Source organism: Parahaliea mediterranea (assembly GCF_003402235.1).
Classification (GTDB): Bacteria; Pseudomonadota; Gammaproteobacteria; order Pseudomonadales; family Halieaceae; genus Parahaliea; species Parahaliea mediterranea.
Map to the genome: position 1 here is coordinate 828,139 of NZ_QEWO01000002.1, position 23,210 is coordinate 851,348.

At 59.3% G+C, this 23,210-nt stretch carries 24 protein-coding genes; 4 read left to right on the top strand and 20 right to left on the bottom strand.

The annotated features are described in order from the left end of the window. Positions 1–39 precede the first annotated feature (39 nt). The 10 genes from DDZ17_RS09135 to DDZ17_RS09180 form a co-directional block, all read right to left on the bottom strand. Entirely contained in the window at positions 40–1,797 is a 1,758-nt protein-coding gene (locus DDZ17_RS09135; RefSeq protein WP_116366003.1) for an amidohydrolase, read from the bottom strand. A gap of 225 nt (positions 1,798–2,022) precedes the next feature. Further along, the gene (locus DDZ17_RS09140; RefSeq protein ID WP_241505837.1) at positions 2,023–3,093 is read right to left on the bottom strand and encodes an AraC family transcriptional regulator; all 1,071 of its coding nucleotides are present in this window, start codon (positions 3,091–3,093) and stop codon (positions 2,023–2,025) included. 55 nt (positions 3,094–3,148) lie between these two features. Then, positions 3,149–3,715, bottom strand: coding sequence for a c-type cytochrome (locus DDZ17_RS09145; RefSeq protein WP_116366008.1), 567 nt, complete (start codon positions 3,713–3,715; stop codon positions 3,149–3,151). After that, positions 3,712–4,149 (bottom strand): c-type cytochrome, encoded by a 438-nt coding sequence (locus DDZ17_RS09150; RefSeq protein WP_206613490.1) that lies wholly within the window; start codon positions 4,147–4,149, stop codon positions 3,712–3,714. The genes DDZ17_RS09145 and DDZ17_RS09150 overlap by 4 nt, the downstream gene beginning before the upstream one ends. Then, a complete protein-coding gene (locus DDZ17_RS09155) occupies positions 4,146–4,667 on the bottom strand; it encodes a methylamine dehydrogenase light chain (protein WP_116366010.1) in 522 nt (173 codons plus the stop codon). The genes DDZ17_RS09150 and DDZ17_RS09155 overlap by 4 nt, the downstream gene beginning before the upstream one ends. Continuing rightward, complete coding sequence (locus tag DDZ17_RS09160) at positions 4,664–5,284, bottom strand: redoxin domain-containing protein (RefSeq protein ID WP_116366012.1); 621 nt, start codon at positions 5,282–5,284, stop codon at positions 4,664–4,666. Before DDZ17_RS09160 ends, DDZ17_RS09155 begins: the two co-directional genes overlap by 4 nt. Before the next feature lie 3 nt (positions 5,285–5,287). Beyond that, on the bottom strand, positions 5,288–5,812 hold the full coding sequence (locus DDZ17_RS09165) for a MauE/DoxX family redox-associated membrane protein (protein ID WP_116366014.1): 525 nt from the start codon (positions 5,810–5,812) through the stop codon (positions 5,288–5,290). Positions 5,813–5,821: 9 nt separating this feature from the next. After that, positions 5,822–7,018: an amine dehydrogenase large subunit gene (locus DDZ17_RS09170; protein ID WP_157976558.1), complete on the bottom strand. Its 1,197-nt coding sequence runs from the start codon at positions 7,016–7,018 to the stop codon at positions 5,822–5,824. A gap of 55 nt (positions 7,019–7,073) precedes the next feature. After that, on the bottom strand, positions 7,074–8,495 hold the full coding sequence (locus tag DDZ17_RS09175; protein WP_116366019.1) for an aldehyde dehydrogenase family protein: 1,422 nt from the start codon (positions 8,493–8,495) through the stop codon (positions 7,074–7,076). A 136-nt stretch (positions 8,496–8,631) separates the two neighbouring features. Beyond that, positions 8,632–9,822 carry an MFS transporter gene (locus DDZ17_RS09180; protein WP_116366021.1) on the bottom strand — a complete coding sequence of 397 codons (1,191 nt, stop codon included), beginning with the start codon at positions 9,820–9,822 and terminating at the stop codon, positions 8,632–8,634. Positions 9,823–9,892: 70 nt separating this feature from the next. Between DDZ17_RS09180 and DDZ17_RS09185 the strand changes: the two genes are divergently transcribed. The 4 genes from DDZ17_RS09185 (at position 9,893) to DDZ17_RS09200 (ending at position 13,847) form a co-directional block, all read left to right on the top strand. Further along, positions 9,893–10,606 carry a response regulator transcription factor gene (locus tag DDZ17_RS09185; RefSeq protein WP_116366022.1) on the top strand — a complete coding sequence of 238 codons (714 nt, stop codon included), beginning with the start codon at positions 9,893–9,895 and terminating at the stop codon, positions 10,604–10,606. A 92-nt stretch (positions 10,607–10,698) separates the two neighbouring features. After that, positions 10,699–11,496, top strand: coding sequence for an SDR family oxidoreductase (locus DDZ17_RS09190; RefSeq protein ID WP_116366024.1), 798 nt, complete (start codon positions 10,699–10,701; stop codon positions 11,494–11,496). 19 nt (positions 11,497–11,515) lie between these two features. Continuing rightward, entirely contained in the window at positions 11,516–12,823 is a 1,308-nt protein-coding gene (locus tag DDZ17_RS09195) for an aspartate aminotransferase family protein (protein ID WP_116366026.1), read from the top strand. Further along, positions 12,816–13,847 (top strand): phosphotransferase enzyme family protein, encoded by a 1,032-nt coding sequence (locus DDZ17_RS09200; RefSeq protein WP_116366028.1) that lies wholly within the window; start codon positions 12,816–12,818, stop codon positions 13,845–13,847. Before DDZ17_RS09195 ends, DDZ17_RS09200 begins: the two co-directional genes overlap by 8 nt. A 103-nt stretch (positions 13,848–13,950) precedes the next feature. Here the strand turns inward: DDZ17_RS09200 and DDZ17_RS09205 are convergent, their stop codons facing one another. The 10 genes from DDZ17_RS09205 to paaC all read right to left on the bottom strand — a co-directional run bounded on the left by DDZ17_RS09205 (position 13,951) and on the right by paaC (position 23,197). Then, positions 13,951–16,224, bottom strand: a complete 2,274-nt coding sequence (locus tag DDZ17_RS09205; RefSeq protein WP_170150191.1) for a TonB-dependent receptor — start codon at positions 16,222–16,224, stop codon at positions 13,951–13,953. 181 nt (positions 16,225–16,405) lie between these two features. Next, positions 16,406–17,362 (bottom strand): AraC-like ligand-binding domain-containing protein, encoded by a 957-nt coding sequence (locus tag DDZ17_RS09210; protein WP_116366032.1) that lies wholly within the window; start codon positions 17,360–17,362, stop codon positions 16,406–16,408. A 78-nt stretch (positions 17,363–17,440) separates the two neighbouring features. Further along, a complete protein-coding gene (locus DDZ17_RS09215; RefSeq protein ID WP_116366034.1) occupies positions 17,441–19,138 on the bottom strand; it encodes a sodium:solute symporter family transporter in 1,698 nt (565 codons plus the stop codon). Positions 19,139–19,142: 4 nt separating this feature from the next. After that, entirely contained in the window at positions 19,143–19,385 is a 243-nt protein-coding gene (locus DDZ17_RS09220) for a DUF485 domain-containing protein (RefSeq protein WP_116366036.1), read from the bottom strand. Between the two features lie 6 nt (positions 19,386–19,391). Beyond that, complete coding sequence (locus DDZ17_RS09225) at positions 19,392–19,751, bottom strand: cytochrome c3 family protein (RefSeq protein WP_157976559.1); 360 nt, start codon at positions 19,749–19,751, stop codon at positions 19,392–19,394. Next, positions 19,748–20,461 (bottom strand): ferric reductase-like transmembrane domain-containing protein, encoded by a 714-nt coding sequence (locus tag DDZ17_RS09230; RefSeq protein ID WP_116366040.1) that lies wholly within the window; start codon positions 20,459–20,461, stop codon positions 19,748–19,750. The genes DDZ17_RS09225 and DDZ17_RS09230 overlap by 4 nt, the downstream gene beginning before the upstream one ends. Then, complete coding sequence (locus DDZ17_RS09235; RefSeq protein ID WP_116366042.1) at positions 20,458–20,778, bottom strand: EthD family reductase; 321 nt, start codon at positions 20,776–20,778, stop codon at positions 20,458–20,460. The genes DDZ17_RS09230 and DDZ17_RS09235 overlap by 4 nt, the downstream gene beginning before the upstream one ends. A 15-nt stretch (positions 20,779–20,793) precedes the next feature. Beyond that, the gene (gene paaE, locus DDZ17_RS09240) at positions 20,794–21,885 is read right to left on the bottom strand and encodes a 1,2-phenylacetyl-CoA epoxidase subunit PaaE (protein WP_116366044.1); all 1,092 of its coding nucleotides are present in this window, start codon (positions 21,883–21,885) and stop codon (positions 20,794–20,796) included. Positions 21,886–21,893: 8 nt separating this feature from the next. Continuing rightward, positions 21,894–22,436, bottom strand: coding sequence for a 1,2-phenylacetyl-CoA epoxidase subunit PaaD (paaD, locus tag DDZ17_RS09245; RefSeq protein WP_241505838.1), 543 nt, complete (start codon positions 22,434–22,436; stop codon positions 21,894–21,896). After that, positions 22,433–23,197 carry a 1,2-phenylacetyl-CoA epoxidase subunit PaaC gene (gene paaC / locus DDZ17_RS09250; protein WP_116366048.1) on the bottom strand — a complete coding sequence of 255 codons (765 nt, stop codon included), beginning with the start codon at positions 23,195–23,197 and terminating at the stop codon, positions 22,433–22,435. The genes paaD and paaC overlap by 4 nt, the downstream gene beginning before the upstream one ends. Positions 23,198–23,210: the final 13 nt, after the last annotated feature.

The window sequence follows — 23,210 nt, forward strand, 5'->3', positions numbered from 1 at the left end:
AGCTATATTATTGCTTTGAATGTATGCAAGGCAGCGGACTCAGCGGCCGCTCGCCTCTCCCGGATAGACCGTTTTTCCCTGAAAAACCGTTTGCAGTACCTCAACATCGCTGATCTTCTCCGGCGCAATGTCGAACAGGTTTTGCCGAATCACCACGAAATCTGCGGATTTTCCCACCTGAAGTGATCCGGCACGGTCGCTCAACCGCAGCGCGCGTGCATTCTCGACGGTGTAGATTGCGATCGCTTGCTCGAGGGAAATTGCCTCCTCCGGCCACAGTGATCCGGCCGCGCTGCCCTCGGGGTTACGGCGCGTCACCATGGCCTCCAGGCCCAGCCAGGGGTCGATAGTCTCCACCGCCGCGGGCCAGTCAGAACCGGCAAGCACCGGTGCACCGGCTTTGAGCAGGCTCCTGATGGGGAAGTAATGCTCACCACGGGGGCCAACAGCGCTGATGACCGAATCAATAATGGGTGAAGGGTTCCAGATATAGGGCGACAGGTCGGCCACCGCATTGAGACTGGCAAATCGCGGGATATCGCTCGGGTCGATAAATCCGGCATGGGCCAGTTCGTGGCGCAATCCGCTATCGCCGTTTTTGGCACGCGCCGCTGCGATAGCATCCAGGGCTACGCGTACGGAGCGGTCTCCTGCCGTATGGATTTTTACTGTAAAGCCACGCTTGTCGAACTCAATCAGGTCTTCTGTCAGCTGATTGGGCGACAGGTGAAGTGGTCCGCGTGTACGGTCGGCCCCGGGCGACTCTGCGGTATACGGCTCGAGCATGGCAGCGGTGCGCGATGGGGTTGGCACGCCGTCCATGAAGATCTTGATAAACCGGGTGTCGACATTCCCGGAACGATACTGGTCGCGAAGTCTCGGGTACTCGTCATAATCCAGGGCAGACTTGCGGCTGCCGTAAGGGGTCAGAATCGACAGGGCCATGTGCGCATTCAACTCGCCCTGCTTATCCAGCGTCTGAAAGGCTTGCAACACAGACTCAGGCGCCATGGCGCTTTTCATGGCGGTAATACCAAAGCGATTGGCGATACTGACTGACTTTCGGGCGCCGTCCAAACTCTGCTCAAGGGTCCAGTCCGGCAGTTTCGCCTCGGCCATCTGCGAGGCGCCTTCCAGCAGCAAGCCGTTTGGCTCTCGGCTTCCTGCAAGACGCAGGATAGTGCCATCTTCAGGGTCGGGCGTCGTTGCGGTAATACCTACCAACTCCAGTGCCTTGCTGTTCAACCAGGAGTTGTGGCCGCTATCGTCGCTCAGTATCACCGCAGCATCGCCAGACACCTCGTCCAGCAGCTTTTTAGGCGATGGGATACTAAACCGATCAAAGAATCCGCTGTCCCACTGCCCTCCTCGAATCCACACCCCACCGGGGGTCTTCGCCACACAATCTGCCACCGTGTCAGCAACATCCTGTGGTGTCGCGCTGAAAGGAAAATTGCACTCGAACAGCGTTTTTATGCCGCCTTTTAACGGATGTACATGTGCATCAATGAGGCCGGGCAGCACCATCGCGCCGCCGAGATCTCTGATCTGTGTAGCAGAACCCTGAAGCGCCAGGACGTCGTCGGATTTTCCAATCGCCACAATACGCCCATCGCTAACGGCCATAGCCTCTGCCCAGGGCTGTTCAGCATCCAGCGTATAAAACCGCGCGTTGGTGTAGATGGTGCCGACAGCCTCTTTTGTGTAGATGGTGCCGACAGTCTCTGATGCCAGGACGGGCAATGTGCTGGAAGTAGTCAGCGCAATGGCAAGAGAAAGGCGCTGTGCGAGTTTCATCGTTGTTATCTCCCTGATATTTTTCTTGTTCAGCGTTTACAGGGGATACTAAACCTCTGGGGCAGGTAGACTATTGACAAAGCGGGCCATTCTGTTGACCGCGTGACGGGTTTCTGGGGCCAATATCGGGCATGGGCGCACAGCATGGGTGCAGTGGTACGAGGGCGCACAACCAAGGCACCCCAAGCAGGACAAAGCGGTCAATAGATGGGTGAGCGGCCGTATCTAGGAAGATCGCAGAAGTGTTGCAGCATGTTCCCGATAGGACTGGGGTGTCTGGCCTACCCAACTCCTGAAAGCGCGGCTGAAAGCGCTGAGCTCCGAGTACCCGAGTTCGAATGCAATTTCCGATAACGGCATACTGGTTTGACTAAGGTAGTACTTGGCGCGCTTTTCTCGCGCCATTTTTTTTACTTCCTGAAAGCTGTAACCTTCGTCAGCCAGGCGTCGGCGCAGGGTGCGGGGTGACATGGTCAGGCGCTCTGCAATACGCTCAAGTGTGACAGCCTCGTCTGTGCCGGCACGTATGAGTTCACGGCACAGGATGTCAACAATACCCTGCCCCGAATGCTTGGAGCCAAAATACGTACGCAATGCCTGTGTGAGTACCTCGTGCAGCAGGGCGTGGCTCGTATAGAACCGCTCATGCAGGTAGGCACTGTCAAATCGCAAACAATTTTCGCTGGATCCGAACTTAACCGGAGCTTTAAAAAAACGCTCAAGCACTTCGCGGTTTTGCGCATCTACATGCTTGAACTGAACATCCGCAATCGGCATAGGCTGGCGTGTCGCGTTGTTCAGCGCCTGCACGAGAAAGCTGGAAAGATATTCATTCAGTTGACGCGTATCCACCTCTGAAGGAGCCAGCAGTCGATGTGAAAATTCAGCGCGACGGCTGTCGAAATCAAAGCGGGTTTCAATGGAGGTATCGACAAACCGGTCATAGCGACACAAGCAGCGAATGCCCTCGGCGACATTGGGTGCTGAAACGACAGCGAGTATCAGAAGACTCGACGCCTCATAGTGATAGTTGCGCGCCATATCCAGGCCGATCGACGGATTGTCGCTGTATTGCGCCGCTTTGTTAAGCAGTTCGCATACCGTCCTTACCGGCAATGGCTGATCGAATTCATCACAATGCTCAGCATCAAGGCCGCATTCGGTGAACAGCCTCGAAGGATCAATACCACGATCCATCAGGTGGTCACGAACATAGGTCACAAAGCGCGGTGACAGCGTTGGCTCTAGCTGCCCACTACCGGAGACAAACGACAACGGGTTATCGGCAGTTGGCACGGGCCCGGAAATCATTGGCTGCGCGCCTCGCTGTCCTGTACCCGCTGGATATTCATCACTCAGGAACGAGTTGGCTATAGTAGGCGGCGAGCGCTTTGAAATCGTCGTTGCCCAGACGCGACAGCGCCGCCTGCATCAACGGATGCACACGCTTGCTGGATTTATAGGCTTTTAGCTGCTGCTCCAAATAGGCGGCGTGCTGGCCTGCAAGTATCGGCCAATTCTGCGCCACCGGTTCACCGCGCATACCGTGGCAAGCAGAACAATAACCCGCCAGGCCCTGACCGCGCTCAACCAATGCGGGGTCACCGCTTGCTGATGTCGTCAGGGGCAACTTGGCATAGTAGTCGGCAAGTTGCTGAATATCTTCGTCCGACAGCTCTTTGACAAAGGGCATCATGGCTTCGTTTTCCCGCGTGCCGTCGCGAAATGCCGTTATCTGGTCCGCCAGATACGCCGCGTGCTGGCCGGCGAGATTGGGCCATTGCGCACTGGCTGATTGCCCCTGCTGCCCATGGCACGCAACACAGCTTTGGGCCGGCCCAGGCGCTTCGGCTATCGCTGTACCGCTCGCCACAGTCAGCACCGTGGCTGCCAGTACTCGATAAACCCTGTTTTTCATTGCTTTCTCCCTGTCGCACCGGTCAACGCTTGTAGTAGCTCGGCGCGGTATTTGTCGACTTCGTTGAGCGGTTGCTGGCGCAGCTCGCTCACCTCAGCACTTGAATAGGGCTGGAACTCGCCCGTAACGCTATCACCGGCAAATTCGCGCACCATCCAGTTAAGAACAGACGCAAGGCGCTTGTCGTTTAACGCCGATGTTGCCGAACCGGGTACGCGAACCAGGTACTCACGCCCAGCCTTGCTCTGCAGGAATACGCCCACCTCGTTCTTCATCCGCGGGACCGAATCCGCGCCGCTACCGTCGGGTGTATGACAGCCCTGGCAATGCAACTGATAATCAAACTGTGCCTGTTGGTATTCGCGATCGTCAGCGGCAGCCGACGACAGTACCGCGCCGCTCAACAGCGCTAGCACCAGTCCACTGCGGGTCATGACTCTTCCAGGGCCACTCCCACCACGATGGCGGTGGAACAGTGATAGGCCGCGCTGGTGGTGCCAAGGCACCAGTTGATGTCATTGGTTTTGTCTGGGCGATAGGGTGGGCGGTCTCCCTCATCGCGCTGGCAAAGACAGGCACCACAGGACGATTTACCGCAGCAATCGTTGTAGGAAATCACATAGTTGCGCCCATCGGCCGGATTGAGGCAGGTGCCAATCCATGTCACCGGCGACATTTCCGTGCCTGGTGGGCAGGTGTTGGCGCTGCCGCCACAGCAACTGCAAAGAAAACCGTCAATGGCACAGTAACGCCAGTAGTCACAACTGCTCGGGTCGCCCTCTTCCTGCGGTTGGCCGGCTCCTTGCGCGGCACTGGCGCGTGCTACTGGCAGCAGCGGAATGCTGGCGGTACCGACCAGAAACCCACCAAGCCCCTTGAGCAATCCGCGACGGGAGCTGCGTTGGGCGAGATCACGACTGCCCTGTTCGATCCATCGGTCGAGAAACTTCATGCCTTGTCCGCCTCCACGTATTGCACGCCACTGCGCTTGTTCATGTAATCCTGAATCGATGCGACTTTCAGCTCTTTGGCCTCAAACAGGCTGTCGAGGTGTTCGCGGGAGTTGATGATGCCCATGGAAGCGATCACCCCGTGCTCGTCAATCAGTACACCAAAAGGCAACTTGGACACGCCGTAGGTTTTACCCAGCCGTTCCGATACCACGTAGGGAAACGCATCCAGCCCCTTGCGCGCAATGTATCCACGATGGTCATACTCATCGCCGTCACTGGCGAGAATCACTTCAAGCCATTCGCGCTCAGCGCGCGCCGCGGACTTCAGCGCAGGTGCAAGCTCGTTGCAGATGGGGCAGTCCGGCGACATGAAGAACAGCAGCCGCGAGCGGCCCGATCCTTTGCCGCCAACAACCAGGGCGCGCCCATCCAGGTCACTCACACTGATCTCCGGCGCATCAGCACCTACCGACAATTGCTGGTTCAACATCAGGGCACCAGCGGGTGCAACACGCTCGTAGAGCACACCGATTTGCCGCGCCAGGGCGAGGTTTACCAGCACCATGGCCAGAAAGCCTATCCAGAGCACAACATTGGATACGATTAACCAATCCATTCCTTACATTCCTCTCGACATACGTTGTGCGTTGCTGATCAACTGCTCACAACACAGATACATTACAATCAGGAACCCCGCCACCGACAATGCCAGCAGTCCCGTCAGCACGGGCCCCAGGGGCCCCGGCACCCACTGCACCGCCATCAGGCTCAGCATTGCGCACAGCACGTTGCGTAGGATCAGCAGGGGATCCAGCGCGACATCGGACGCCGGTCCAGCACAACCGCAGCGCTGATCCCGCCGCCCCGAAACAATCTGCACCAGCATCAGCAGGGCATAGGCCAACAGTATGCCCGCGCAGGCGCCCAATGCCGGCGCGCGCGTCGCGGGCAACAGCAACAGCAGGACTATGCCACCCTCGAACAGCGCCAGCGCATAGACCAAAACCCTGACGTGAGCGAGCCCTGGAAAATATCCGGCAATCAGCTCGCCGTAAAAGGATGGGGCTCGAAATTTGTGCCAGGACGAGAGCCCCATCAGCCAGACCAGAAAGCCGGTAATACCAAAAACAAGGATGTCAGGCATGACGTGGGCCTACTTTGCGCCGTAGAGCATCAGGGGCGTTTCCTGGCCAAGGCCCGTGAGGGTCTTGAGGTAATCGCCGCTCTGCCCATCGTAGAGCTCTACCGCCATCGTTACCGGGTTAGTGACCAGCAGTTTGGGTTGCTTGCCACGGCTTACTGCAATCGACAGTCCCCACTCCTGCAGTGGGATACGCAGCACGCGGGACTTTTTCTTCGGGTCGTACACCCAGACCTCCGAGCCGCCTCCGTTTTGGCTACCGTCTTTCGCATCCGGGTGCATCAGCACATAAAAGCGGCCGAGGTCATCTTCATCGATAATGCCAATACCACCCGGCGCCCAGCCTTCGGCACGCTCTGTCTCGGGCACCAGATTCCAGGCCTCGCCCACCTTTGCCTGGGCCCCGCTGAAATCGACCGGCCACACCATGCCGTCGATGCTTGGGAACCAGGCACGATCGCCCATGACCGCGGGGCGCTCAAAGATGGGATTGTCATCGGAGCTGAAAAAAGACGCTGTACGTACCTGCTTGTCGATGCTGCCGTCAGCCTTCAGGGTGGTGGACAGAAAACGACCATCAGCACACAGCGCGCTGAACCCCCGGGTGGCGGTCGGGTAGACAAAGGTGCAACCCGGCGTGGCCACTTCGCTGATGATTTCCCGGGTATCAAGGTCAATGATGGTGGCTGAAGAGGCCGGGCTGAAGTTGGCAACGGCAAGCCACTTGCCCTTGTTCAGCAGCAGCAGTGCCTCACGCCCGGGCATGCCCATGAAGCGTTTTTTACCGGGCAGGAACACCTCGCCTACCGGGCTGAGTGTTTTCTGGTCCCAGATCGTGAGGTAATCGCGGCGCTCGCCCCGGGTTCCACGGCTGTGAAAGGTCTCGGTGGCGTAGATTTCGCCGCGCTCGCTGGACTGCAGGATATTGCCAATCAGCGACACATTGAATGTGCCCTGAATCTGCTCGGCCACGGTGTCTTGCGCCGTATCAACAACAATCACTTTGCCATCGGACATGTGAAAGAACGCCGCATCATGCAGCAGAAACCAGCTTTCGGGATACTGCTGTGGCAGGGTTTCCACGATGCCAATGGGCTCGATGGGCAGCGGCGGCGGGCGCGACTCAGTCTGTGCGCTGGCTGCACCAGCAGTTGCCACGGCAAGCACCGCTGCGGCGCAGATCCGCCTTGTCAATGCAGGGTAGGTCATAATGAATTCCTTGTTTTTCTTACCGAGTATAGTTTTCTGCAAGAAAAGCACCAACTTACACCTTACTGACCTGAAGGGTCTGGATACTGGTGTACTCCTCAAGTCCGTAGCGGCCAAACTCCACCCCAAAGCCAGACTCCTTAACCCCACCAAAGGGCGCATCAGGCTGGATCATCGCGTGATTGTTGACCCAGGCGGTGCCGCACTCCAGGCGCGATGCCAACCGGGTGGCGGCCTCGATATCACTCGACCAGACCGAACCGCCCAGCCCGTTGGTGCTGTCGTTGGCCCGGCGCAGGGCATCCTCGACATCAGAGAATTTCAACACCGGCAGAATGGGACCAAAGGGCTCTTCGCGCACCAGGCGGGTGCCTTCGTCGATATCCGCTACGATGGTGACAGGAAAGAAGTACCCCGGCCCTGGCAGGGGCTCACCCCCGGTGAGAATGCGAGCGCCGCTGGCCTTGGCGTCCGCCGCTATGGCGCAAACCTTGTCGAACTGGGGTTTGTTCTGCACCGGTCCGAAGTCCACCTCGCCGTCACCGGGGCCCGTTTTTACGCTGGCCGCAATGCCGGCCAATGCCTGGCACAATTCATCGTACACCGCCTCATGCACGTAAAGTCGCTTCAGGGCCGCACAGGTCTGGCCATTGTTGATCAGCGCAGTGGCGAATATCTTGGGTGCAACCGCGGCCACATCCACATCGGGCAGCACAATGGCCGCATCGTTCCCGCCCAACTCCAGGGTAAGGCGCTTTAAATTGCCGGATGCGCCCTGCATGATTTTTTTGCCTGTTGGTGTAGAGCCGGTAAAGACAATTTTGTCGATACCCGGGTGACTGGTCATTGCCGCACCCAGGCTGCCGTCACCTGTAACAATATTGAATACCCCGGGCGGCAGAAGCTCATTGATGATCTCGGCGGCGCGCAGCGTGGTGAGCGGCGTAAACTCAGAGGGTTTGATCACCACGGTATTGCCGCTGCGCAAGGCCGGCATGGTGTGCCAGATGGCAATCAGCAGAGGGTAGTTCCAGGGGGTAATGGAAGCCACCACACCCAGGGGCTTGCGATGCACCTCAATGCGCGCTTCGTCGTTGTCCTGAATAATATCAACAGGCAGTGTCAGGTCCGCCGTGGCGTGACACCAGGCAACGGTGCCCCCCATTTCGAACTGTGCGCCCAGCCCGGCAAAGCCACCCATTGGCTTGCCCTGCTCCTGCACCAGCAACTGGGCCAGTTCGTCGGCGTGGCTCGCCAGCGCGGCGCCGATGGCATGGACCCGTTCAGCGCGCGCGCTATCGGACATGTCGCGCCAGGCGGGAAAGGCCTGACGTGCGGCATCTACGGCCGCGTCAAGGTGTCCGGAGGTTGCCTGAGGGCACTGGGCGATAACGGTTTCAGTGGCGGGGTTGAGGACGGGAAAGTGCTCGTCGGCACTCACCTTTTCCCCATTAATGATCATCTGATACTCAGACATGACTCACCTCAGATTAAAATTATGTGACACAGCGGTGTAAGCCTGCATTGAATCAGGTCACCGCGGGACTGTCTTGTCTCTGAGGGTAACTGGCGCTTGTCTCAATGCGCACGCCAGCACCGGCGGAAATGCAACTTCAGGCGGTTGCGCTGGCGCTGCGGTGCAGGCGCCGCCAGTGGTCCAGCAAGGGCACGAGAATCAACAGGTAAGAAGCAACAAACAGACCGATACCGGCAAGAACGACAGCGCGATAACCGCCCACCGGCAACAGGGAGGCAGCAAAGGCAGGCCCGACTGACAGCCCCAGCATCTGGGCAGCAACAGCATAGGACACCACCCGCCCTTTGCGGTCAAAACTGGCCATTGCGCCCAACAGGAAGGGATGGGTCATATTCCAGGCGAAGTTATAAAGGCACACGGTTACCGCATAGGCCACAGCACTGAAGGGGCCAAGTAGCCAGAGCAGTGTCAGCGCCCCGCCCAGGATACCCACCGCCAGAGGCCAGGCCCGGCCATACCGGTTACCCAGCACAGCAGCCACCAACGCCCCTGCGATGCCCAGGAACTGGGACAGCATGAGCCCGTTGGCAACTGCCTGCTCCTGCAAGCCGGCATTCATGCCAATCAGGAAAAGATAGGCCCAGATCACCCCCTGGGCGAAGAAATAGGTAAACATGGCGCCGATAGCCAGGCCCCGGCCGGTGGCGGGCAAGTCTACCGCGTCGGCCTCCACCACGCAGTGCTCGCCCAGGGTCGCAGGCACCACGCGCACAAACAACAGGCCGCTGGCGCCGAATAGAGCGAAACAGACAATCAGGCCCTCAACCCCAATGGCGGCAATCAGCTCGGGCATGACCCACAGACCCAGCGCACCGTAGGTGAGCACCCCCATGATCAAAAAGCCAAAGTTCCTGTCGGGTTTGTCAGTCAAACCGACTTGGGTAAAGGTCAGCGACACAAGCCCGCCGGAACCCAGCCCGGCCAGAAAACGGCAAGCGGTAAACAGCCAGGGCTCGGTTGTCAGCAGGGACAGCAGGTTGCCAAGAACAAACAGGATGATGGATGCGACTGTAACGCGGTATGCCGGGGTACGATGGCCACTCAATGCCAGCGCTACGGTGGTGAGCGCTATGCCCCACATCTCTGCCGAGGCAACGTAACCAACCTGTTGCTCTGTCAGGCCAAAGCCGGAAACCAACCCCTGCACAAACCCCGGCTGGACAATAAACACCGCGGCTCCAATGGTGCTAAGGTAAATAACGCCAAACAGGGCCGCCGCACTGTTGATGTCCAGCCCCCGGCCGGTTTTATTATTTATCGGCATCATGCTGTGCCCAAGCTGTTATGCGATCTGGCATTATGCAGAGATTGTTCCTGCCACCCCATCCGCCATAAGTATGATAACTGCGCCTCCTATCCAATTCCCCAACCGTTTCCAGCAAGAGAGCCTCAACCTGATTGAGCGCCTGCTGCCGGTAGACTCGTCTGGCTTTTACCTTGTGGGGGCCGACATGCGCCACAGCGGCGTTGTCCTGCACAATATCTCCGCCGATGCCGAGCGCCGCTACACCCAGCGCTACCAATTCAGCGATCCGCTACACCCCCGCCATTTCCACCAGAGTGAAGTCTGCCTGGTGAATATCGACGAGGTAGTGGAGGAATCTGAACTGCTGCAGTCGGATTACTACCGTTCGTTCATGGCGCCCCTTGGGCACCGGCATGTGACTGATATGTATTTTCGTCGTGATGGTGACGTGGTCGCCATCATGACTTTGCTGCGCACCGTCCGCTCTGGCCCTTTTCGTCCCGATGAGCTGGCCATACTGCGGTCACTGCAGCCGTTTCTTCAGTACTCTTTGAACGCCACCTATGTCCCGGCCCGGCAAAGCCAGCGTAGCGCGATGCAGGCGCGCTACGGTTTGACAGACCGGGAACTGGATGTGGTCGAACAGGTGGTCAGTGGCGCCAGCAACAAGCGCATCGCCCAGGAACTGTCACTCAGCCTCGCCACCGTAAAAACACATTTGCAGCACATTTTCTACAAAATGAAGGTTTCCTCACGCACGGAGATGAGCGCTCGTATCCTGGGCGACCTGGATGCGGATGCCTGAGACACCGGTATACACGCGGTAATACTTTCGGCGGATACACAGCCTGTCGTAAATACTCTAGCGTTACACCAACCGTAACGAGGAGAACCGGCATGCTGGGAAAACTGGAAGGGAAAGTCGCGATTGTTACCGGAGCGGGCCAGGGCATTGGCGAAGGTATCGCCCGCGTATTCGCCGCTGCGGGCGCAAAGGTTATCGTAGCCACCCGCTCTGCCGGCAACGGCCAGGAAACCGTGGATGCAATTCGCGCCGATAGTGGGGAAGCGACGCTGGTACAGTGCGACGTCGGTTCCCGCCAGGCGGTAAAGGATCTGGTCGCAGCCACACTCGACACCTACGGCACCGTCGATATTGCCATTCACAACGCCGCCGTATATCCACTGCACTATATCGAGGATCTGTCCGACGAGGTGCTGGACCAGACCCTCAACGTGAACATGAAGGCCGGTGTATGGCTGACCCAGTACTGCCTGCCGGAGTTTCGAAAGAAGCGCTGGGGACGGATCATTTTCACCTCGTCGGTGACAGGCCCCACCGTCGCCATGCCGGGCACCTCTCACTACGCAATGTCCAAAGGAGGCATGAACGGCTTCATCCGCACTGCCGCGCTGGAATACGCGCGCGAGGGTATCACCGTGAACGGCGTAGAACCGGGTTACATCCTGACCAAAGCAATGTCTGCGCTGGGTGACGAGGACGAACTGAAGGCGATGGCAGCCTGCATCCCCGCCGGCCACCTTGGCAACCCCGACGATATCGCCAATACCATGCTGTTCCTTGCCGCCGAGGAGGCCGGCTATATTACTGGCCAGACCATCATCGTTGATGGCGGCTCCACGCTACCTGAGAGCCAGGTGGTGATGGATGGCTTCTACGAACAGCGCGGCTAACTTGGCAAAGGAAATTCGCATGAACCACCCATCCACTTCCAATCTGCTGCAACGCCGCTACCGCGTCCTCGGCAGCCACTCTCCGCTGTTTTACGAAGAGCCACTGCAACTGGTGCGCGGTGAAGACGTCTGGGTCTACGACGCGGATGGCAAACGCTACCTCGACACGTACAACAACGTTCCCCACGTCGGGCACTGCCATCCGCATGTTGTGCAAGCCATCAGCCAGCAGGCGGGCACCCTCAATACCCACACCCGGTATCTGCACGAGAACGTGGTGAACTATGCGGAACGCCTACTGGCCAAATTCGCCCCCTCACTCAGCATGGCCATGTTCGCCTGCACCGGCAGCGAAGCCAACGAAGTAGCCCTGCGCATGGCACGCCACGCTACCGGCAAGCAGGGCATTATCGTCACCGACTTCGCCTACCACGGCAACACTGCTGCAGTCGCCGAACTAGGCACCGGGTTCATGCCGGAAGCGCAGAACTCCCAGCGCGTGGTCAGCTTCCCTATTCCAGACACCTACCGGACGCCGGATGGGCTGAGCGGCGAAGCCCTGGCCAATCACTATCTGCAGGCAGTGCAGCGGGCTATCGACACCCTTGAAGCACGTGGCCTGGGCGTGGCGGGCATTCTTATCTGCCCGGACTTTGCCAACGAGGGCCTGGTGTATGAACCCGACGGCTTTATCGCGCGTGCGGTAGCACAGGTGCGCCAGGCTGGTGGCCTGTATATTGCCGATGAGGTACAGGGCGGATTTGGCAGAACCGGCCGCTACTGGTGGTCCCATGAGTGGGCCGGCGTGACGCCGGATATTGTTACCCTGGGCAAGCCGATGGGCAATGGCCATCCCATTTCCGGCGTGATAGCCAGCGAATCGTTGATTGAATCCTTCGGAGAATGGGGACTGTATTTCAATACCTTCGCCGGCAACCCCGTGTCCTGTGCGGCGGCATCAGCCGTGCTCGACGTGCTGGAGAACGAAAACCTGCTGCAAAATGCGGTCGAAACCGGCGCATATATCGCGGCCGGGCTGCGCGAACTGCAGTCCCGACATGAACTCATTGGCGATGTTCGCGACAAGGGGCTGTTCTTTGGTGTGGAACTGGTCCGGGACCGCGACACCAAAGCAGCCGCCGAAACAGAGGCGCGCGATCTGGTCAACGCCATGAAGCAGGCCGGCGTCCTGATCAGCAGCATTGGCAAGCAGAACCAGATTCTGAAGCTCCGGCCCCCGATGAGCTTCCGGCGGGAACACGCCGACCTCCTGCTGGAGCGACTCGACGCTTGCCTGCATCAGGTGACGGAGGCGCGCCGTGGCTGATTTCGATACCCTGAGCGCCGCTGAACAAACAGCTCGACTCACCAATCTCGCACAATCAGCGCTGCCCTTGTGGGGGTTGGCGGCGAGCGAACTGCATCTCATCAAGTTTCGCGAGAACGCCGTTTTTCGTGTGTCCGCCCCCGGCGGGGAGAAATACGCACTACGCATCCATCGCCACGCCTACCACAGCGATGAGGCACTGCGCTCGGAACTGCAATGGATCGCGGCCCTTGATGCCGGAGGCATTCGCGTGCCGTCGATCATCCCCACCAACGATGGCAGGCTGTTTGCTCATGCGCAGTCCAACGATGTGCCCGGTGAACGCCAGATCGATCTCTTTGAGTGGGTGGAAGGCAAGCAGCTTGGCGCTGTTGAAGTCGGGCTCGACCCTGGCCAGTCCATCGCCCATGTCTACGGTACCATCGGCGAGCTGGCCGCCAGGCTTCACACCCAGGCGCTGGCCTGGCAACCGCCAGACGGCTTCCGCCGGCACGCCTGGGATGCCGACGCACTGGCGGGCGACAATCCCCTGTGGGGAAGATTCTGGGACTTGGCAGCGCTGACGCCCTCGCAACGGTCGCTGCTGCTTGAGGCAAAGGATCGCGTTTACCGCGGCCTCAAGGAGTATCAGGCAGACCCAGAAAATTCCAACCGCTACAGCATGATTCACGCCGACTTTGTGGCAGAAAATCTGCTGGTTAACGGTAGCGATGTACGCTTGATTGATTTTGACGATGCCGGGTTTGGCTGGCACTTGTTCGAGTTGGCAACGGCCCTGTATTTTGAGCGTGGCGAGCCCCACTTCAACGAGGCTTACAGGGCTCTCATCGCCGGCTATCGCAGCGAATGCCACCTGCCGGACACACAGCTGGTGCACATGCCGCTTTTCTTTGCTGCACGCAGCTTCACCTACCTGGGCTGGGTACACACACGCCCCGAAACAGAAACGGCACGCAACCTGACGCCAGCGTTGATTGAGATGTCCTGCGAGGCAGTCAACGACTATTTCAGCGCCAGCCAGTAACCCCCGGCGCAGCTCGGTTTAGTTTCCAAACGCTGAAGCAAAAAACGCCGCGGCTCATGCCGCGGCGCTTTTGGTGGTTGTGTTCGCCCCTGTGGTGCCTGGGTTAAAAGCTGTAGCGCGCAGACACGCCCGCCCAACGCGGCTTGCCGTAGGCCTGCTGGTTAAAGCCGAAGGAGCCCGTGAAGTCGAAGGTGTACACAAGGTACTCCTCATCGGTCACGTTATTAACAAAGGCAGAGAATATCCAGGCGTCACTCGGGCTCGCCCACTCCAGGCGCAGGTTAGTCAGCGAATAGCCATCCTCCCGTGCGATGTCGGGGTTCTGGATATCAAAATACGTCTCACCTTGGTAAGAATAGGTTGCCAGCGCCGACATGGTGCCGTCCATAAAGCCCCAGGCGTAACGTGCGGAGCCATTGAATGACCAATCCGGCGCCGATACTGCGGTACGATCGCGCAGCACCCCGGCACCGTCGGGAACATCTTCCACCGTGGTGTCGAGATAGGAAACACCGAGCGCAAGGTCCAGCCCCTCTATCGGTGCTGCGGTGAGCTCCAGTTCACCCCCCCAGTATTCGCCATCGGTGTTAAAGATAACCTGGTTGAGCAGTTCGAAGCGGAAGGTCTGCAGGTCCGAGTAGTCGTAGTAGAACGCCGCACCATTCAGGCGCACCATCCCGCCGGCGAGGTCGCTCTTAAAACCGATCTCGTAGGCATCAAGCACTTCTTCGTCATAGGGGACGGTCTCTGGCACATTACTGGCGAAAATGAAGGTCTCGTCCAGGAAGCCGGTGTTAAAGCCGGCTGATTTGGTGCCGCGCGAATAGCTGGCGTAAACCAGCAGGTCATCGGTGGGGCGCCAGTCGAGTTCCAGCTTGCCGGTGACACTGGATTCATCATGCTTGGCCAGGCTGCCGACGGTATCGGTGCTGAAAAAGAAGGTACTGTCAGGCAGTGGGCGAGTTGGCGTCAGTGGGAGGTTGCCTGCCGCCGTCTCCGCGGCAAATATGCCGGACCGGTCGAAGCCCTGGTAGTCCAGCTCCTTCTCTTCCGAGCTGTAACGCAGCCCTGCGATAATGCTCCACTGGTCACTGATGGCGTATTCATATTGCCCAAACACCGACCAGGACTCGGTCTCCTGGGTCATATCCGTATCCAGGAAAACGAAGTCCAAACCCAGCGCATCCAACGTGTAGTTGGCGGTGACCTCGTTGTCAAAGTAATAGATGCCGGTAACCCACTGGCTGCGATCATCGCCACCGGACAACCGGAGCTCCTGGGTAAACTGATCCGTTTCAGCGGGGAAGCTGGGCGCTAACGGCACCGGGCCCGCATCGGTATCCTCTTCCTGGGTCCGCTCGACGGTCTGGTAGGCAGTGATCGAGGTCAGCAACAGGTCATCGTTGAGCTGCCAGTTGGCGGTAGCTGCGCCACCTTCGGTTTTCACATAGACCCGCCCTTCCCGGTCGTAATCCCCCGCCCACGGGTCACCGTCGGTATCCTTGTAGCCGAAGACATTACAACCAGGGCAAGTGCCCCAGAAGTCCTCGTTACCGGGCAGCGCAACCGAGGTAAACCCGTCGGCACCAATCTTGGTTGACTGGTGCTGCCAGGCCCCCACTTCGGCATCGTTCTTGCCGTAATTGGCCGACAGCAGCAGGTCAAACGTATCGCTGGGCACCCACTTCAACTGGCCCCGGGCAGCCCGGGACTCCAGGCCATTGTAATCGCGGCCAATACGGTTTTTGACGTAGGGATCATAGTCGTGTGTCGCCACCGAGAGGCGGCCCATCAGGGTGTCACTCAAGGCTCCGCCAATCGCACCCTCAAACTTGACCTGGCTTTCCTCACCAAGGGTCAAATCGGCGTAGCCATTGAATTCGTCGGAAGGTTGCTCAGACAAAAAGTGAACCAGGCCACCGGTGGTATTGCGCCCGAACAGTGTTCCCTGTGGCCCGCGCAGTACTTCTACGCGCTGCAGGTCGAACAACTGGAAGGACAGCCCCGCCATTGCCCCGCGGTACACTTCGTCCATGTACACGGCGACGGGGTTTTCATTGGCGTCAGTAAAATCATTGAGGCCAACGCCGCGCAGGAAGAAGTTGGTCTGGCTGCCCTCGGCGTTCGGTGTGGTGTAGTTCAGTCCTGGGGTCATGGTCACTACATCGGTGCTTGTGACCATGCCCAGCTCTCGCATGCTTTCACCGGTAAAGGCAGTAACAGACACCCCGATATCCTGCATGCTCTGCTGCCGCTTCTGCGCGGTAACCACCACTTCTTCCAGTTGCTGGGCAAGCCCTGGTGCGCAAGTAAACAGCGCCAGGCTGACCGCTGCGCCGATGCGGCATTTGGGGATTCCGGATTTATCGTTCTTCATGGGACTACCCTCTGTCATTGTATTGTTATCGACACCAAGCATACCGACGACACAATACCGCCTGCCTCGCCGTCGCTGCACTGGTGAATATCGTTAACCCTACAACCTTACTGCGCCACGGGAGTTGTCTCTGCGCGCAAACCCAGATTGGCTCAGGGAGAATGAGGTCCCGGAGGCTGCGCTACTCGGCCCCGAGTGCACGCCGGTAGCGGGCGGGGGAATCCCCGAAGGCGCGCTTGAAGGCCCGGCTGAAATGGGCCGGATCCTTGAAACCGAAGCGGTAGGCAATGTCTGCTATGGAATACCGGTGATAGGAGGCATTACTGAATGCCTGGCGCGAGGCATCCAGGCGCATCCCAAGAATGTAGCGAGAGACGGACACCCCTTCATCAGCGAATAACAAATGGAGATAGCGCGTGGAGATGCCCAGCGACTGAGCGACCCAACCCGGCCCCAGGCGCTCGTCATGCAGATGTGAGCGAATGAACTGTTTGATCCGGTGCAGATGTTCGCATTTCACACCGCTATCCAGGCGATCCCGCCGCTCCGACTCCTCGCTGTGTGTCAATGTAGTAGCAAGCAGGTCAATCACGTTGGCTTCCAGCCGTTGAGCCAGCACACCGTCCATATCATCCAGCCGACTGACAATGGATGTCACAAACTGGGAAAACAGGCCGTTTGCCCCGACCCTGGCGTCCCTGCGCACTCCAAGATGCCGCTCGGGATGATGCAGGCAGTCCTCCATCAACGGCTGGGGTACCGACAACACCACCTGGGAATAATCAGAGGGAAAGTGTAATTCGTAGGGCTCGGAACTCAGGCAAAGCGTAAAGTCACCAGGGCGCAGGTGCGCTTCGCGCCCCCGGTGGCAAATCAGGCTTTCCCCCTCTACCTGCACCTTGACCAGATACTGGGTGCTGGACACACGGCCAATGTGGCTGCGCCGGCGGTACACATCCAGAGGCGTACTGCGTACGGCGGCAAAACCCAGTTCACCAAACTGCCGGCGCTCAATCGCACCACGAAAGCCTCCACGACTGTCGCGCGGGGTCTCGCAGTCCATGGGAAAGAACAGTTCACTCACCTGCGTGTCGAACTGATCAAAGCCCTGTATCTCGACCTCCATCAGACTACCCATCGCAACTGCGGCCTCCTCACCGAATTGCCCTGACGCCGCTGCAGGTACCACCAAGTGAACGCCTGCAGCGCCATAAAGTCAAACTGTCCGTTGCGCTGAGCGCGCCGCCCCTGCAGGCGGTGCGTTACCAAACTCCGACCGCAGCAGCAGGGCAGGATAGTTCCCGCGATCCCTGTCAGCCCGGCTGGAGCGGTCAGTGACAGAGAACAACCAGCAGGCGGCCAGCGCCATTGGCAGGGTAAACAGGGCAGGATAATCGTAGGGAAACAGCGCCTGCTCAAAGCCCAGCACCGATACCCAGACCTGCGGGCCAATGACAATCAACACCACCGACGACACCAGGCCCAGCAGGGCACCAATGATTGCACCGCGGGTTGTGAAACCCGCCCAAAACAGGGAGAGAAACAGCACCGGGAAATTCACCGACGCCGATACCACCATGGGCATTGCCGCTATAAAGGCGACGTTTTCGTCCTGGAACAGAATGCCAAGCACCACAGCGATGGCGCCAATGGTCAACGTGCTAATTCGGGTCAGTTGCAATTCCTTTGCCGGGTCGGGCTCACCCTTGCACAGCACCTCGGCATAGAGGTCATGGGAAATCGCCGCGGCCCCGGATACCGTCAACCCCGCCACCACCGCAAGGATTGTGGCAAAGGTGACCGCCGACATGAAGCCGGTGAGCATGTCGCCGCCAACGGCGGTGGCCAGGTGGATGGATGCCATGTTGCTGCCACCGATGATCCCGCCGTCTGCGTCAAAGAAACGGGGGTTGCCATAGAGCAACATGACGGTGCCAAAGCCGATAACCAACAGCGCAATGTAGAAGTACCCGATAAATACCGAGGCGTAGAATGCGGACATCTTCGCCTGGTGCATATCCGGTACGGTATACAAGCGCATCAATACATGCGGCAGGGCCAGCGTGCCAAACAGCATCGACACCAGCGTCGTGGTGACCTGCAGCGGATCCTTGAACAACAGCCCCGGGCGAAGGATGGCATCGCCCGACGGGTGCGCCGCCGAAGCCTGTACCAGCAACTCATCTAAGCTGTAGCCCACGTTGTGTAGCACCAGAACGGCACAGATAGTAACCCCGGTAAGCAGCAGCACCGCTTTCACAATCTGCACCCAGGTCGTGGCCAGCATGCCGCCAAAAGCGACATAGGCCAGCACCAGAGCGCTGATAGCGATCACCGCCACTTCGTAGGGCAAGCCAAACAGCAGCTGGATCAGCTTACCGGCGCCAACCATTTGGGCTATCAAGTACAGAATCACCACAATCAGGGTGCCGAATACCGTCACCAGGCGGATCGGTGTGCGTTCCAGGCGCTCGGAAACCACGTCAATGAAGGTGAAGCGGCCGAGATTGCGCACCCGCCGCGCCAGCAGGAACAGCATCAACGGCCAGGCTGAAAAGGCACCCAAGGCCAGCACCAAACCGTCGAAGCCGCCGAGGAAAATCAGCCCCGTAATGCCCAAAAACGATGCGGCAGACATAAAGTCGCCGGCTATGGCCGCGCCATTCTGCAGGCCACTGATCTGGCCACCTGCATTGTAAAAATCGTGACTGCTGCGGGTGCGGTTGGCCGCCCACCAGGTAATAAACAGCGTCACCAAAACAAACAGCAGGAACATGCCAATGGCGACAGGATTGAGTGTGTGGCGGGCCGCCCCACCGTCGGGCGCAGGCGCGGCGGCAAGCGGAGCGCTGGCCAGCAAGAACCCCGTGGTCGCCGGAAACGCACGGAAAAGGCGATAGAGAAGTGAGCGCATTTTCCTAGCCCTCCCGCCGATAGAGCCACAGGAACGCCAGTTCCAGCGCCAGGAAGAACAGGATGAGAAACACGAACATCAGCAGCGACCCGGTGATGTGGCTGCCGGGCAGGGCGCGAGTCAGGAAGGCCCCCGCGCCAGTCCAGTTGAGGACAAAGGCAAAATACGACAGCAGAATGATGACCGAGAACACCATTCTGCGCCGGGTGCGGCGCCGGACCAGCGCAAGTTTACCTTCCGTTTCCATGGCCCCTCACAGGTAGTTATTCTTTGGATGGCAGGTCGCGCAACTGTGCACCGGCCCGGAAGCCTCGCCCTTGTCCCGCGCCGCCAGATGGCAATCGCGACAGAAAGCGTGGAAGCGGGTTTCGATATCCATCACCACCTCCGGCGACGATTTGTGACACTGCAGGCAACTGCCACCGCCGGAACCGTCAACGAAGTTATGGTGGCACTGGGTGCAGGAGGTGGCAATATGATCAGCATGATCAAACGCCAGGGGCCACAGGGGTTGTGAAGGCAGCACCGCCCGATGCCACCGGTGGGCCAGCGCCAGCACACAGGCCAGCAGGACGGCCGCCAAGGCCAGGCCGTAGATGCGAAGCACATTCACTCCACAGCCTGCCCGGGCAGGCTCCACCAAAGCACGAGACTGCAGGTAAATACAAAGACATAAAGACCCACCAGCTCAGTCCGCCCAAAACGGGCGTCGGGCGCGAGCAGCGGGCTGGGCAGACGCAACTCTACGGACAGGCAGTAGGCTAGCGTCAGCAGCCCGCCCGCCGCCAGCAGCAACGCGCGTGGCAATGCCGGCAGCAGCAGCGCGGCCCACACCGCATGGTACAGCCCGGCGAGCAGACCCAGGAGGGCCAGCACGCCGTGCAGCCAGCGCCAGGAGGGCAGGCCGCCGGGAAAAGCCCGGCGCAGCCGCTGCCCGGACAATAGCGCCAACAGTAGCAACGCCACCGTGGCCAGCAGGGCGGCCAGCATCGGCCCCGGTGCCCGGGGATGCAGGTAGGAAAGCACCTGCTCCTCTGCGACCAGGCTGAGTACCATATGGGCCGCTACCAGAGCCAATGCCAGGTAACCCAGTTGCCGGTGCAGTTCGCGGGTAAGCAGCGCTCCGGCACGCTGGGCCAGCGGGCGCAGGACGAAGGGCAGCGCGAGGAAGCCGAGGGCCAGATAGCCCAGCAGCATGGCCAGCCCCTGTACCGGCTCGGCAGCGGCCAGCCGTTCGGCCGCCAGCGCCAGCCCGACGGGAATCAGGGCCAGGCCGTAGCACAGGACGAGTAATCCCCAACGGACAGCGCCACGCCGCTTCATTCAAGCTTGAGACGCACTTCAGAGAAGCTCATTCTCGGGGTGACATCGGTGTAATTGGGCACGTCGGCGCCAATCTCCTTGCCGGCGGCGGCCAGCCCGGCTTTCAGCTGGTCGATATCCTCGAACAGGATATCCACACTCGCCCACAGCAAATCTTCTCCTCCGGGTGCCTTGCCCGCACCCAGGTGTAGCACGGTTCCAACGTGGCCAAAATCGGCCAGCAGGCGCTCACAAAGCGGTATGTGTGAATCGCGGTAATAATCCATGTCGAACTTGCTGCCTTCGGTGCGCGGATACTCAACTCTCATGCCGTACATAATCGTTATTTCCTGTTATTTCTGGTCAAAATCAACAATCACCCGATCAGATATCGGGTGGGCCTGGCAGGTCAGGATAAGGCCCGCTTCAAGTTCACCGGGCTCCAGGGCATGGGTGATGTCCATGTCCACTTCACCTTCAATCAGCCGGGCCTTGCAGGTGGAGCATACGCCCCCTTTGCAGGAATACGGCAAATCGAGACCATGACTGATGCCAGCGTCCAGCACATTTTCACCGTCCGCAGTGAGGTCGAAGGTGCTGGATCGCCCGTCCATCACCACTGTCACCTCACTGACTTTGCCGGCAAAGGCCTGGGCGCGCGCGTGGTGCTTTTCGACAATTTCACGGGCGTCGTCTGCAGAGGCAGCAAACAGTTCGTAGTGAATGTTCGATTCGGCAACCCCGACGCCGCGCAGGCCACGGGACACTTCAGAAATCATCGACTCGGGGCCACAGATAAAATAGTGGTCGAAGCTGTCGAGGCTAATCAGCTGCCGGTTGAGCTCGGCCCCTTTGCGATTGTTCAACCTGCCGTTCAGGATATCCGCCCCCTGGTCCTCCCGACTGAGAATGTTGATCCATTGAAAGCGGGTCAGGTAGCGGTTCTTCAGGAAGCTGAGTGTCTCCCTGAACATAATGGTATTGGTGCGCTGATTCCCGTAGAGCAGAGTAACCGAAGCCTCGGGCTCGACTTCCAGGATCGACTTGATGTTCGATACCACCGGCGTAATGCCGCTACCAGAGGCGATAAACAGGTATTTGCGCCCCGCAGCCGGATCCAGCGGCACAAAAAAGCTGCCCTGGGGCGGCATCACATCAATACTGTCGCCGGCCTGCAGGCTGTCGTTGATGAAGTTGGAGAAAACGCCACCATCCACCCGTTTCACCGCCACTTGCAGCTGACGATCGTTAACCCCGGAACAAATCGAGTAGGACCGACGCAGCTCAGCCTCCCCTACCGTGGCGCGCAGGGTCAGATATTGGCCAGGGTCGTGGCGAAAGGTGTCCTGCAAAGGGCCGGGAATATCAAAGCTCAAGCGCACCGCATAATCGGTCTCTGGCTCTACACGGCCTACCGTCAGGCTATGAAACTGAACGTCGTTCATGGCGACTCCTAGAAACTCTTGAAATAATCAAATGGCTCGCGACAGTCCAGGCACTGAAACAGCGCCTTGCAGGCGGTGGAACCGAATTCGCTGATAGAACGGACCTCGACACTGCCACAGTGGGGGCAGGCCGGGTCTGAGCGCACATCCCCGGCGACGGGTGCCGCAATACCATAGGCTTGCAGGCGGGCCCGGGCGTCGTCGTCCATCCAGGTGCTGGACCAGGCGGGAGAGAGCTGCGTGAGCACACGATGTTGCCCGTAGCCAGCGGTGGTTAACGCCGTAGCTATTTCCTCGCGAATCACGTCCATGGCCGGGCACCCTGAATAGGTGGGGGTAATGGTGACTACAACCGTCTCCCCTTCGCGCTCAATGTTCTGCAACACCCCCAGCTCCCAGATACTGATCACCGGGATTTCCGGGTCTTTCACTGCGTCCAGAACACACCAGAGCTCCGGATGCGACGACTGGGCACGGCGTTGCCGGCGCTCGTACTCCTCATGCGGCAGCAGCGGTATAGTGGAACCAGAAACACAGGGCTGCGTATTCACCATTGGCATCCGGGATAAGCGCGCTGTACAAACTGCAGGTCACTCAGCAGGTGACCAAGGTGCTCGGTGTGATACCCGGTCCGGCCGCCAACCACTTCCCAGCCACCGCTGGGAACAGTCACAGCGGTTTCACTGAAGACGCTGTGGACCGCTGCCTGCCAGGGGGCTTGCAGCGCAGCCCGGTCGACAGCAATACCCAACTCATACAAAGCCGTTTCCAGCTCATCCATCAGGAAGAGCTCTGGCGTATAGCCCCAGAGGTCATCCAGTGCATTCTGCAGCCGGCGCTGTGACTCTTCGGTGCCATCGCCCAACCTCAGCATCCACTCACGGCTGCGCCGCTGGTGGTAGCGCGATTCCTTGATCGCCTTGCCTGCAATGGCCGCCAGCTCGCTATCCGACGAGCGCCCGAGCTGATCAAGAAACAGCAGGGAGTGTTCATCGAGCAGATACTGGCGCACCATGGTGAAAGCGAAGTCACCACGCGGCAGCTCATTGATTAACAGGTTGGTGAACTCGCGGCAGTCCCGCTGGTAAGCCAGGGTGTCTTCGGTGCATTCGCCACCACGCAGTTGGGCTGCGTAACCGAGGAACATGCGGGCGCGGCCGATGTAATCCAGCGCCACGTTGGTCAGCGCCAGATCCTCTTCCATGAACGGCCCGCGACTGCACCACTCAGACAGCCGGTGGCCCAGAATCAGGGCGTCGTCACCCAGGCGTACCGCATAGTCCGCAGTTGCCTGTGTCAGATCGTTGTCCATCGTCGGCCTCGCC